Origin of the sequence: Snuella sedimenti, from assembly GCF_016428595.1 — a bacterium.
Classification (GTDB): domain Bacteria; phylum Bacteroidota; class Bacteroidia; order Flavobacteriales; family Flavobacteriaceae; genus Snuella; species Snuella sedimenti.
In genome coordinates this window covers 1-12,346 of record NZ_JAELVQ010000030.1, presented here as the reverse complement: position 1 = coordinate 12,346, position 12,346 = coordinate 1, and the positions used below count along the sequence as shown (strand labels likewise).

General features: G+C 37.2%; 10 protein-coding genes. 4 read left to right on the top strand and 6 right to left on the bottom strand.

The window, feature by feature from the left end; translation table 11 throughout:
• Nucleotides 1-3 precede the first annotated feature (3 nt).
• From JF259_RS15890 to JF259_RS15875, 4 genes are all read left to right on the top strand, one after another.
• A complete protein-coding gene (locus tag JF259_RS15890; RefSeq protein WP_199116694.1) occupies nucleotides 4-1,080 on the top strand; it encodes a Gfo/Idh/MocA family protein in 1,077 nt (358 codons plus the stop codon).
• 17 nt (nucleotides 1,081-1,097) lie between these two features.
• Complete coding sequence (locus JF259_RS15885) at nucleotides 1,098-2,543, top strand: alpha-L-fucosidase (RefSeq protein ID WP_199116693.1); 1,446 nt, start codon at nucleotides 1,098-1,100, stop codon at nucleotides 2,541-2,543.
• A gap of 29 nt (nucleotides 2,544-2,572) precedes the next feature.
• The gene (locus tag JF259_RS15880) at nucleotides 2,573-3,811 is read left to right on the top strand and encodes an enolase C-terminal domain-like protein (protein WP_199116692.1); all 1,239 of its coding nucleotides are present in this window, start codon (nucleotides 2,573-2,575) and stop codon (nucleotides 3,809-3,811) included.
• A 263-nt stretch (nucleotides 3,812-4,074) separates the two neighbouring features.
• A complete protein-coding gene (locus tag JF259_RS15875; protein WP_199116691.1) occupies nucleotides 4,075-4,443 on the top strand; it encodes a sulfite exporter TauE/SafE family protein in 369 nt (122 codons plus the stop codon).
• 209 nt (nucleotides 4,444-4,652) lie between these two features.
• Here JF259_RS15875 and JF259_RS15870 read toward each other — a convergent pair whose 3' ends face one another.
• The 6 genes from JF259_RS15870 to JF259_RS15845 all read right to left on the bottom strand — a co-directional run bounded on the left by JF259_RS15870 (nucleotide 4,653) and on the right by JF259_RS15845 (nucleotide 12,218).
• Nucleotides 4,653-5,222 carry an NUDIX hydrolase gene (locus JF259_RS15870; protein ID WP_199116690.1) on the bottom strand — a complete coding sequence of 190 codons (570 nt, stop codon included), beginning with the start codon at nucleotides 5,220-5,222 and terminating at the stop codon, nucleotides 4,653-4,655.
• Between the two features lie 13 nt (nucleotides 5,223-5,235).
• On the bottom strand, nucleotides 5,236-6,036 hold the full coding sequence (locus JF259_RS15865) for an endonuclease/exonuclease/phosphatase family protein (RefSeq protein WP_199116689.1): 801 nt from the start codon (nucleotides 6,034-6,036) through the stop codon (nucleotides 5,236-5,238).
• 347 nt (nucleotides 6,037-6,383) lie between these two features.
• On the bottom strand, nucleotides 6,384-7,415 hold the full coding sequence (locus JF259_RS15860; protein ID WP_199116688.1) for a DUF2961 domain-containing protein: 1,032 nt from the start codon (nucleotides 7,413-7,415) through the stop codon (nucleotides 6,384-6,386).
• Nucleotides 7,416-7,418: 3 nt separating this feature from the next.
• Nucleotides 7,419-10,040 (bottom strand): GH116 family glycosyl-hydrolase, encoded by a 2,622-nt coding sequence (locus JF259_RS15855; protein WP_199116687.1) that lies wholly within the window; start codon nucleotides 10,038-10,040, stop codon nucleotides 7,419-7,421.
• A gap of 6 nt (nucleotides 10,041-10,046) precedes the next feature.
• Nucleotides 10,047-11,204: a cellulase family glycosylhydrolase gene (locus tag JF259_RS15850; RefSeq protein WP_199116686.1), complete on the bottom strand. Its 1,158-nt coding sequence runs from the start codon at nucleotides 11,202-11,204 to the stop codon at nucleotides 10,047-10,049.
• A gap of 291 nt (nucleotides 11,205-11,495) precedes the next feature.
• Nucleotides 11,496-12,218, bottom strand: a complete 723-nt coding sequence (locus tag JF259_RS15845; RefSeq protein WP_317192101.1) for a DUF6786 family protein — start codon at nucleotides 12,216-12,218, stop codon at nucleotides 11,496-11,498.
• Nucleotides 12,219-12,346 lie beyond the last annotated feature (128 nt).

Here is a 12,346-nt window from a genome sequence, read left to right as displayed (position 1 = left end):
CCTATGATTTTATCACAACAACCCATATTACCTGAAAAGCCGATTCCAATAGTCATCATTGGAGCTGGAGGTATTATAAAAGATGCCCATTTACCAGCATATACGATGGCAGGTTTTAAAGTATTAGGCATTTATGACCAAACTCTCTCTAAAGCAGAAGCTCTAAAGAATGATTTTAGTATTGTAGAACATGTATACCCCTCCTTGGAAGTCATAATCTCTGAAGGTCAAAAACACAATGCCATTTTCGATTTGGCATTACCAGCTAATTTACATGCCGAAATTTTAGAGCAATTACCGGATGGATCTCCTGTTCTTATCCAAAAACCAATGGGTGAAACGCTAGAAGAAGCCAAGCAAATACTAGAAATATGCAAAAGAAAAAGACTCGTTTCTGCAGTGAATTTTCAGTTACGCTACGCACCTTATATTATAGCTGCAAGAGACATGATAGATCGAGGACTATTAGGCGAAGTATATGACATGGAGCTTATGGTTTGTGTATACACACCTTGGCATTTATGGGACTTTTTGTTTCAACTTCCCAGAGTGGAAATCCTGTATCACAGTGTGCATTATTTAGATTTAATTCGCAGTTTTTTAGGAAACCCTCAAAAAATTTATGCCAGTACGTTAAAACATCCCAAGATGAAAGCATTGGCCTCTACCAGAACAACTATGATTTTAGATTATGATGAATGCACACAAGCTAGAATAATCACCAATCACGGTCATGAATTCGGACTGAAACACCAGCAATCTTATTTCAAAATAGAAGGCACTAAAGGAGCTATAAAAATTCGCATTGGTTTATCTATGGATTATCCAAAAGGAGTTCCTGCAAAGTTTGAATACAAACTTTTAGACGACAAACAAACCGATTGGAAAGAAATTGAAATTAAAGGTGGGTGGTTTCCTGAAGCTTTTGTCGGTACCATGGCTGGATTGCAACGGCATGTGTTGGATAAAAACATAGCATTACCCCATAGTACAGCAGACGCCTTCGAAACCATGAAATTGGTAGAAGCAGCCTATATCTCTAGTGAAAAAGGGGGCTTTAACCCTTCAAATTTAAAATAAACAGAACTAATAAATTTATGAATTCAACAAACGACTGGTCAAGGCCACGAGGATTATTTAAGAAATATATTTTGATTTCGAGACAAACCTCAGAGTATCAAAATCTCAATTACCGTATAAAATCAGTACTGCTCATTGTGACAATTTTATTCTTAGGTAACTTATATGCGCAACATATGGGTGGTGGTGAAGCTAACCCCAATCTAAAATCTCCGAAACAAGCCATAAACAATTTTACGGCTATGCGCTTTGGTATGTTTATCCATTGGGGTCCCGTTTCCTTAAGAGGTGAAGAAATAGGCTGGTCACGAGGAAAACAAATCCCAATAGAAGAATATGACAATCTGTATAAAGAATTTAATCCAGTGCTTTTTGATGCTAAAGCATGGGTAAAAGCAGCCAAAGATGCTGGCATGAAATATATTGTGCTTACCACAAAACACCATGACGGATTTTGTCTTTGGGACTCTAAACATACCGATTATGATATAACAAATTCACCTTATAAAAAAGACGTGGCAAAACAACTCGCTGTTGAATGTAAAAAACAAGGTTTACTTTTTGGAGCATATTATTCTATTGCCGACTGGAAACATGAACATTATGCCACGCGTTACGCTAATGACACCAGGCCTTTAGAAACATCCGATATGACTATTTACTTTCAATACATGAAAGACCAGTTAAAAGAACTAATAGAAAATTACGATCCGTTTTTGATCTGGTTTGACGGTGGCTGGGAAGATGCTTATACCCACGAAATGGGCATGGAATTATATGCCTACCTGCGTACTTTGAAAAAAGATATTATTATCAACGATCGAATTGATAAAGAAATCGAAGCCATGACCAAAACAGATCAGCCAAGAAGTAGTAAATATGCAGGCGATTATTTAACACCTGAGCAACGCATAGGAGAATTCAACACAAATACCCCTTGGGAAACCTGTATGACCATAGCCAAACAATGGGCATGGAAACCCAATGATAAACTAAAATCAAAAAAAGAGTGTATCCAAACATTGCTTCAAACGGTCGGTGGTGATGGCAATCTTTTATTTAATGTTGGTCCTATGCCAGACGGCCGTATAGAACAACGTCAAATTGATCGTCTTAAGGAAATGGGAGATTGGCTCAAAATAAATGGTGAAGCCGTATATGATACGCATGGAGGACCATACTTACCAACCGATTACATGGTGAGCACAAAAAAAGACAACAAAATTTACATCCACCTTTTAAATAACAAACACCAAAATATAAAATTACCGTTTCCTAAAGGGGTTAAAATCAAAAAAGCTTATTTCTTGGATGGGAAAAGTAAAGTAGCTGTTAATCAAGATAAAAACAACATAACCATTATAACACCTCAACCCCTACCCGACCCCATAGCATCAGTAATTGTACTGGAATTAAACAAACCAGCTAACGCGGTCGGAATTATCCATAGGACAAACTATTAACCCTAAAACTATACATAGAAAATCAACAAATGAATAAATCTGTCTTAATAAAAAAAGTAAGTTCTGTCGATACCCAATTTGAATTAAAAGAAGGCGCGGGATCAGATGCCGTACATACAACCCCTATTTACGCCTACGCCGTTTGTAAACTACATACTGATAGTGGTATTGAAGGTACTGGCTTAGCTTTTACTCTGGGCACAGGTAATATACTTGTTTGCCAAGCTATTGATTACTTATCCAAACACATTGAAGGTAAAGAGATAAACGATCTAATGGCAAACTTTGGGTCTACTTATAAAGTTATGACCGACGATCCCAACTTTCGATGGCTAGGGCCCCATAAAGGTATTGTACACTTAGCCCTTGCATCGGTGGTTAATGCCTGTTTCGATCTGTGGGCGAAATCTAAAGGGGTTCCACTTTGGAAACTACTAATCGACTTGCCTCCCGAACATATTGTTAACACGCTGGACCTATCCTATTTAGAAGATATTTTAACACGCGAAGAGGCTATTTCACTGCTATCCAAACAAGCTACCACCAAATCAGAACGTCTAAATATATTGCAAACTGGCTATCCGGGATACGACACCTCAATAGGATGGTTTAATTATAGTGACGACAAGGTAAGAGCAAACATAAAAAAGGCTATGGATGCTGGTTTTACCGCCATGAAGCTTAAAGTAGGCTCAGCCGACTCCCAACGAGACATTCGCAGAGCTGAATTGGTAAGGAAAACAGCTGGTGACAAGGCAACCATTATGTTAGACGCTAACCAGCAATGGCATTTACCCAAGGCTATCGAAGTATGTAAAGCACTTAAAGACATTAACCCATATTGGATTGAGGAACCTACGCATCCTGACGATGTTAACGCCCATGTACGCCTGGCTAAAGAAATAGCTCCCGTAAAATTAGCTTTGGGAGAACATGTTCCCAATAAGATCATATTTAAAAATTTTATACAATCTGGCTGCATGAGTTTTAATCAAGTAGATGCTGTTCGGGTTGGAGGCATCTCAGAATTTATCACCATTAGCCTAATGTCTAAAAAATTTGGGATCCCAGTGGTTCCACATGTTGGAGATATGGGACAGATCCATCAGCACCTTGTTTTATTCAATCATATTGCAATGGGTCACGAAGCTTTATTTTTGGAACATATTCCACATTTAAAATCACATTTTAAATATCCTGTTCAAATTATTGATGGTTACTATAAAGTACCTCAACACCCAGGTATGAGTAGCGATTTAAAGGTTTAACAATAAACCTTACAGTAAAAACTATAGTGATTTAGGTGTAAGAATATAGAATAAATAGAAAAGTAATTAATAGGAATGTTACATTTGAAAAATGTTATAATATAAACAAATGAAACGAACATTAACAAAATTTAAGCATTTTTTCACAATAGGGAATGTTTAAAATTTTTAATGTGAGAACGAGTGTAAGGAGTGGTTGCACACGTTCTTAATTTTATAATCACAATAAAATCAATTAATTACTAAAATTTAAACGTGTGAAAATGACTACTTCAACAATTATTACTTTAGTTACAATAGGCTTACTAACAGGTATTTTTAGTGGATTGCTAGGTGTGGGAGGCGGACTTATAATGATTCCAATGTTCGTATTTTTTCTTGGGTTTTCACAGCATATGGCACAAGGTATGAGTTTAGCCGTTATGTTACCGCCCGTAACCTTTTTAGCGGTGCGCAACTACTACAAGGCCGGTGTCATCGATTGGAAAATAGCCTTAATTGTTGCTGTACTTTTTATAATTGGAGGCTACTTTGGTTCTAAAATAGCACTTAACTTAAATCAACAAACCTTAAAAAAAATCTTTGGGGTCTTTGTAATTATAGCTGGAGTTAAAATGCTTTTAGGGAAATAATAAACCCAAGCGTTATAGCATTTTACAAGATTTTTACGCACAAAACACAAGATTATTCCTACTTAAATAAAAATAAGGCAAAAAAAGTATCATATTTAGCAGAATATCTAGTAGATAATTATAGAAGAGTTAAATATATTTGATAGTACAAATATATTATTTGAATTAGTCAATAACTGTTTTAAAAGGGTTTTGTGGTTTGCGTATAACTATAAAACCCTTTTAATATTTTTAACTTTTTCCTTAATGGCCTTGCACACCATTGTGACATATTCCTTGTTGTACGGCACGTAGCTTTTATTCAATCTATCATCTAACAAATCGTGTTTTAAACTATCTACAGGTATCAATTTTATTTGAGACACCTCTTCGGCCTGTAATTTCAAATCGCTTAATGGTATTGTAAGCACCGTGATATATACATGGTGATATTCCCTATCAATAAGCATGGCATTATGCATATGATCTGTTGTATGATTTCCTATAAACTCTAAAGCATCCGTTTTAACATCAGCCCCTAATTCCTCAAACAATTCTCTTTGAGCGGCCAATAAGGGAACTTCGCCTGCTCCAATATGACCAGCTACAGAGACATCCCATAAACCTGGAAATGTATCTTTATCATCCACCCGCTTTTGTATTACAACCTCTCCCTTTTTAGTATAAAGCCATACATGAATACAAGGGTGCCAATAGCCATTTTTATGAGCCACCGATTTTAAACATGTATTTCCTGTATGTTTCCCTTGTTCATCAAGTATATCTACCAACTCGTCCATAAAACATAATCTTTTAGGGTTTTAATAGCTCCAAAACACTTAAAACCGGTCTGTGGTCAGAAGCTTTTTTTTCATCAATGACTCGTGCTTCTATAACACGCCATCTATTTTGTGGTTTATAAAGAATATAATCTATTTTCTTTGTGGGTTCTACGGCTGGAAAGGTTGGTGCATTATCTAAAAATGAAGGCATCCATTTTTCAGATAATATTTTAATCGTCTCACTTTCTGGTAATGCATTTAAATCTCCCGCAAGAATGGTAGGCATATCATCCGAAAAAATAGCATTAATTTCTCTTGCTTGATGTATTCTATCAGTTTCATCTTTAGTATGATCTAAATGTGTAGCCACAAAACGAATGGTATCTCCACTTTTTAAAACAACCTTAACCTCCAAAGCCGCTCTCGGTTCTTTTCCTTCACGAGCTTTTAAAGCATGGTTCTGTGTGGTTAAAAATGAATAACGCGATAAAACACCTTCACCATATTCACCTCCATCAAAAGACATGGCTCTTCCAAACAACGGTACTAACTTTGTGCGCTGACCCAGTTCGGTTACCAAATCAAAATTCCTGGCACGTTTGGTTTTAAAATCGACCTCTTGCATAGCAACCAAATCTGGCTTGGTGTCACTTATTATTTTTGCCAATAAATCTAAATCGAATTTCTTATCAGTATCTACAGTCTCCCCATGATAAATATTATAGGTCAATACCCTAACAACCCTAGAAGAATCAACTTTAAACTGCGCTATAACAGTATTTTGAATATTAAAAACAATTACTACTAAACATAATTTTATTAAGCTATTCATTTTCATATTTGGTCTTTTATTTTGTTATGACAATTTTATATCTACCGTCCAAATATAAATATTTAAAGTAGATGACTTCGTTATTTTAGTATTTATCCCTGACAACAGGACTTGAATATTAAAAAGACTAATCGTTTTTCATCTGTTTAAATTTTATTGTTTTTCATAGGTCAGATGTAATTATTCACATCGTTAATAATTGTTTTTCAAAGGTGTTCGTGAACCTTTGGTTTCGCCAATAATCATTTAACTCCACTTTTATTTTTTTATGGAGTCGTTGAACCTTCGGTTTCGGTGGGTATCAAGATTTGTTATGGCTCATTTCAAACCTTCATTGTAAAACAGATTTACCACTCATAGACCCAAACATAGGTGGTATACTTTGTCCTTGGCGGATCATGAAATATTTTGTCCCCTATTTTCTCTCCACAACGATTGGTCAATCGGAGACCATTTTGAAAAAATACAGGGTCATCAATATGCAAACGATACGCCGAGAATTCTTGTTTATCAGGCTCAAAATGGGTCAATCCAGCCAGTTTATTTATATAACGTCCTGTATTAAAATAATAGGTGCCTAAAAAATAATCTTCAAGCCCGGATGACACGTACATAGGTTCTGTACTATTACTTTCATAAGCACGAATACAGGATTCCATATAACTTAAATCTTTCCAATGGTCGGTATCTCTTAACCCTTTAGCCTGCATGGTCACCTGATACAGCATACCAGCCCCTTTAACATTGGCCATGGTAAACTCCTCCAGCGGCTCTGCTGTATAGTTTTCCATTTTGTGCAGCTTTAAACGTGTGTTTTCTGGTAGGGTTACGCCATTAAATGTAACGGGTAAGTTCTCGGTTCCCCTAATGATCCACCAAAACGTTGGATTGTGTTTTTCTACATTGGCTGTTGGCGCCAACTGAGCTGTAAACCTAATACTTTTAGAAAAAGGTACTTTGTAGCTATTATATATACCACTGGTGCCCCCTATATTGCCCATAACCTCCGTTCCCCAAGGGGCATGTCTATCCTTAAAGCCGATACCATGTCCTAAAAACAATTCCATGTCTATATCTGGAACTGCTTCTCCATCTACATATATACGAATACGCATATCTTCATGATCATTTAGGTCGCCCCCAAACCACATATGCGTAATACAACCTTTCCCCTCATAGCTAAAAAGTTCGGTTTCTTCATCCTTATTCAATATTTGAAGCTCCTTTCCCATGGTTCCGAAAGTCTTTAATGTACTTACATCCACAGACCGCAAATTATTTGATCTCCCTTCTTTTTCTTTGCAGCCCCATATTCCCATTAAAAGGATTATTAAAACAACTCTATGGATTTTAATAATTTGATGTTTAAACAATTTCATATGTTATTGTATTTTAATAGCTAATAGATCATTTTTTTTCAATGCAACGTTGTCCTTGAATGACACCGTAACCTGACCATCCCTGAATGTGTAATCACTTTCAATTACATTTCCGTTAAGGCTTACATTCAATTTTTTGGGTTTGGTATTGGCTACCAATATGAACGTATTGAGCTTAAGTGTTCCAAAAGCTAAGGACAAGGAAGCAGAATGTATATCCCCTTGCTTGGTCTGGGTAAACGTCCCCCAACTAGTCCCAGTTATGAAAGCCGACTTAAAATTATTAGGTTCTATTTTGGGTGCAAATCCAATCTGTCCATTTGGTTCGTGTAAAGTAAAACCTGAAGCGGCTATAAAAGCACCATAGCTTGACATGGCTCGGGTGTAATGGTTTCCATATTCGACCTCATTATACGGGTTTCGCTTTTCGGGCGCGTATCTATCATGTATGGCCTTAATCATTTGCATACCTTCATCGACCAACTCTTCACTAATCATATGTGCAGCTGCTTGGTAGGTAAACCCTGTCATACTCTCACTAAAATAACCAACCGCAAGCTTTTCCCATTCAGAACGCACTTTTCCAGGAGCCTTGTCTTCCCCTCCCCTTGGAAAGGAGCACATAACAGTCCCTGGCTCCCCAGGAAGCGCATAAAACCTAACATTCTTAATAGCGACCGTATCCAGATAAGATCCAACATCTTCATAGTAGTTATACTTGTGAATAGACTTAAGGGCACTTACAGTTTCTTTTTTGGGAATCACCCTAGGTAAGCCTACCTGATTGGTCCACGATTGCCCAAGCACTTGATCGATATGACACCCCAAATACGAGTTAGGTGGTTCTGGATTTTCAGAATCCAAGATGTTAAAGAAGTACTCACCATTGAACAACTCCTCTACCATATTCTTTTTACCACTGCGCGCAATGCGCTCACATTTCTTAGCAAATTTGGAATCGCCCATTTCTTTACCCAGAACAGCACCAACTTGCAAAGCAGCATTATACAAACTACTGATCCATGCGATTTTTCCATACCACATTCTATCGAGTGTGTTGTACTGAATACCTTCCAACATACCATCGGGAACTCCTGTATTTTCGGCATCATGTGCGATCATGTATTGGATGCTTTTCTTAATCTTTGACCAATTCTTATTTAAGTATTCCTTGTTCGGAGCTGTGGTATGCTCACGATAAGCCCTTAGTATGGTTCCTGCATGACCATCTACTGCATAATCACGTCCGTCCTGATGGCCAGCGCCGGCAAAATCTTTGCTTCTATACTTTATGATACCATTATCTACATAAGACAGTCCATAATCAATCTGAGTCCTCAATTGTCTGGCCAGTTCGGGAAATACACGCCCAAGCGCCTGCTCGTAATGGAAAACATGAGTACAAGTCCCATTGCCTAAATACACTCCTTCCATAGCGTAAAAACGATCTTCATTAAAAGCCGTATCTGTAAGATCATCAAAGCGGTAACATGCCCTAGTAGCCAATGTACTCGTATTTATAAAGGTTCTGTCCAAAAACCATGTAGGTAACGACGAATTGTACCAGGTTTGATTCCATTGCTTTGTAGTACCGATATACTTTTCTCTGTTTGAAATAAGCTTCATGGCTACATCTGCCGATGAATCAAATTTCTTACTGTAATAGTATCGTAGGTTTTCCTTACCGATCAAGTTGTGTAAACCGCTTTCATTTCTGTGGACGTTTGGAAAGTACCAAGAAATTATAAACGTAAGCGTCCTACGCTCTCCCGGTTGGAGTTCGACTTCTTTTCCAAGAGCTCCGGTAAGACATTCACCCAATGGTACGGTTTTTTCATTAATAGTTGACGGAACAATTTCGGGAATATTATAAGCAATGTCTCCGGGCGCCTTGGGGGTTCCCCAGGCATCCTCGCCTTCCATAAGGGTTAAGCTCATATTTCCATAATCTGGCAGATCTGTAGCTTTAATTCCTGCTTGGGATGACAATACGAGATGCAGGGCACTGCCTAAACGGACTATCTTGTTATGGTGCACCCCCTCTGCCCTGGAAGCCGTTTGGTAATTGGCCATGTTCTGCAACCAGCCTATTAGTTCTACAGACACCTTTTCATCGCTCTCGTTAGTCAATTGGTATTCCATTACCACGGCTGGAAAATCGGAAGATTCATGGTCGGTAGGAATAAAAGGGGAAAAGGCATTGAGTTCTACGGCTATGGGAAATCCAGCCTCTTTATACGATACTTTTCCAATAGGGTATTCTCCACGAAACGCAATATCTGAAAAACCATTCATTCTAAGAGGTTTAACAACAGGGGTAAGCGCATGGGGCACGGGTTTCTTAATTCTTAATGCAAAACCTTGCTCAAAATTCCTATCCTGTTCCATTGGATTCAGATAAAATTTATCCCCTGGGCCTCCTGGATTAATGCGTTGTATATTAAAAATGTCCCAATACCACAATTGGCCGTCTCCACCTAGATATACCTGACCAGTGGTTATACCACCAACTGGCATTCCAATATATTTTAATTCATCTTTAGTATAATATTCTAAATTTTGGCTCAGTATAGGCCGTGAAAAAGTAAGTATGCAAAATATACTTAGTAGTACTTTAATCATCATTTTTGTTTATTTACTTAATAACTCTTTTATAAATTGAACTTCTTTCATCTTATAGGGGCTTCCATCTTCTCTGTATATATCATGAAACCAAAGCTCAGGTTCTTGATTATAAGGTTTCTCCCAAGAGTCCCATGGATAAATAGTTTGTGATTTCCCTGAAACAAACCCCCAGTTGTAACAAGCTACGTGATGTTTCTTAAATACGGGCAGTATATCCTTAAATGTAGACCCCACGGCTCTGGCCAGATACTCGGTACATATTAAAGGACGATTAGATGATGCCAAGCGTTCAACCATGCTTCTTGTGGTTTCGGCATTGGCATAACAATGAAAATTAATAATATCAGAATTTTTATAGGCATAGGCATCTATGGCACTCATTTGATTTAAAGGTTTATTAATTGAAGTCCAAACACCAACACACAATGGTTGGGATGGATTCACTTCCCTAGCCCATGTGAAAACTTTCTTCATTAAGTTCAAAGAGTGAACTTCTTTATTTTTAGGTTCGAATTCTCCATAACTATTACTGTTAAGGTTACCTGGTTCGTTATACAAATCCCAGATAATAACCCTTTTATCGTCTTTAAAATGTGAAATCACACCTTTTATATAATGCTCAAGACGTTTCCATTGTAAAGAATCGATCAAAACATCCTTCCCAGGACTTTGTACCCATCCTGAATTGTGAACTCCTAGAATGGGTGCTTTTTGTTGTCCTAGTTTTGGGTTAGGATCCCAAACATCGTCCAATAAGACTAACATGGTTTTGATACCATAACTATGAGCAAGTTCAAGATAAGTGTCTATTCGCTCTAGATAAGCTTTGGCATTTTGTTTCCATACCAAATCATGCAAAAATACGCGCATGGTATTGAAACCCAGTTCTTCTGCCCATCGGAGTTCTAAATCTATACGGTCTGGATCAAAAGTTTCTTCCTGCCACATTTCAAGTTGATTAATGGCAGAAGCAGGTGCGTAATTGGCTCCTACCAGCCAACCTTGTGTTTCATACCATTTGTTCGCCCTATCTACGGACCAACGTTGCAGGAGAGTTGCTTCACTGGTTTCCACCTTTACTACATCTTCTTTTTTAGAATTCTTGGAATTACAAGAAACGATTGTAAGAAAGACAACTAGAATTATTAAAGAGTTTATTTTCATCTATTTAAATTTTTGTACTTACCTGTGATTAGTAGTTTAATTATATAGGTTGGTATTGGCTATTACTTGCCAAATGCCCATTATGGGCTTTCACACGTTTAAATTTTAGTAATTAATTGATTTTATTGTAATTATAAAATTAAGAACGTGTGCAACCACTCCTTACACTCGTTCTCTCATTAAAAATTTTAAACATTGCCTTTTGTGAAGTAATTTTTAAAATTTCTTAATGTTTGTTTCATGATTAAATTGTTTTTGTATTACCCTGTATTAGCTAACAGAAATCTTTGTTTACTGTAGTAGAGCGTTTGCGATAGCTTCCAATGAAACGCTGAGTAGTTTCTTTGATATACTATTCAATACCGTTTGATTTCCTTTAAAATGATACATCCGTTGGACATGTTCAAAATGTTCGCCTGCTTTTAAAAAAAGTGCTGGTGACGAGCTTTCCAGCTCATAGAATGGTCCTAATTGACCACCATTTTCCAGAGGACCGTCATTATAGGAATTAATTGCATCTCCCGAAAACGGATCTTCTTGGATCTCCCATGCTGAATTCACATACTTGTCATCAACTTTTGGCTGCGCCATTTCCAAAATTGTTAAAATTCCATTCTCTGCATCGTAACTACCTATGTATTTTGTAGCACGCTTTGAAGAGATTCCTATCTTGCCCCTACTTTTGCTGTCAGCCTTAAAAAAAACTGCGTCATCGGTAGTTTTTAAACGATCTTCACTTATTTTACCAAAATAGTTGTCATTAACCCGGGTTCCTAATTTAGACTCTTCTCCAGATCTTATCGGCGCAACTACTGTAACTTTGGGTGATGGATTAAGCATACAGAGCAACCATATCGATACGGTACCTGTGTTTTCAGTCCAAGCAAAATTCCCAGTGTTCTTTACCTCGTTCAAAGTTTCATAAGCGACTACCGAAAACGCATTATCATTCAATCCTAAATGAGAGGCTATCGCATCTCTGGAAAGTAGGTTTACTGTCCTCTTGATATTTATATCGAAGGTCTAAGTACATGACAAAAATTGAAATAAGTTAGTATCATATTGATTTTCAGAATTTAATAAGGCATTTGCAATAAACGAGAGTCCATATTTAAAAATACTTTTGGCTTTTCTCCGATGTT

Coding starts and splice junctions, on each gene's coding strand:
- JF259_RS15855 (WP_199116687.1), bottom strand. CDS start 10,040: ATGATGATTAAAGTACTACTAAGTATATTTTGCATACTTACTTTTTCA.
- JF259_RS15875 (WP_199116691.1), top strand. CDS start 4,075: ATGACTACTTCAACAATTATTACTTTAGTTACAATAGGCTTACTAACA.
- JF259_RS15890 (WP_199116694.1), top strand. CDS start 4: ATGATTTTATCACAACAACCCATATTACCTGAAAAGCCGATTCCAATA.
- JF259_RS15885 (WP_199116693.1), top strand. CDS start 1,098: ATGAATTCAACAAACGACTGGTCAAGGCCACGAGGATTATTTAAGAAA.
- JF259_RS15870 (WP_199116690.1), bottom strand. CDS start 5,222: ATGGACGAGTTGGTAGATATACTTGATGAACAAGGGAAACATACAGGA.
- JF259_RS15865 (WP_199116689.1), bottom strand. CDS start 6,036: ATGAATAGCTTAATAAAATTATGTTTAGTAGTAATTGTTTTTAATATT.
- JF259_RS15880 (WP_199116692.1), top strand. CDS start 2,573: ATGAATAAATCTGTCTTAATAAAAAAAGTAAGTTCTGTCGATACCCAA.
- JF259_RS15850 (WP_199116686.1), bottom strand. CDS start 11,204: ATGAAAATAAACTCTTTAATAATTCTAGTTGTCTTTCTTACAATCGTT.
- JF259_RS15860 (WP_199116688.1), bottom strand. CDS start 7,415: ATGAAATTGTTTAAACATCAAATTATTAAAATCCATAGAGTTGTTTTA.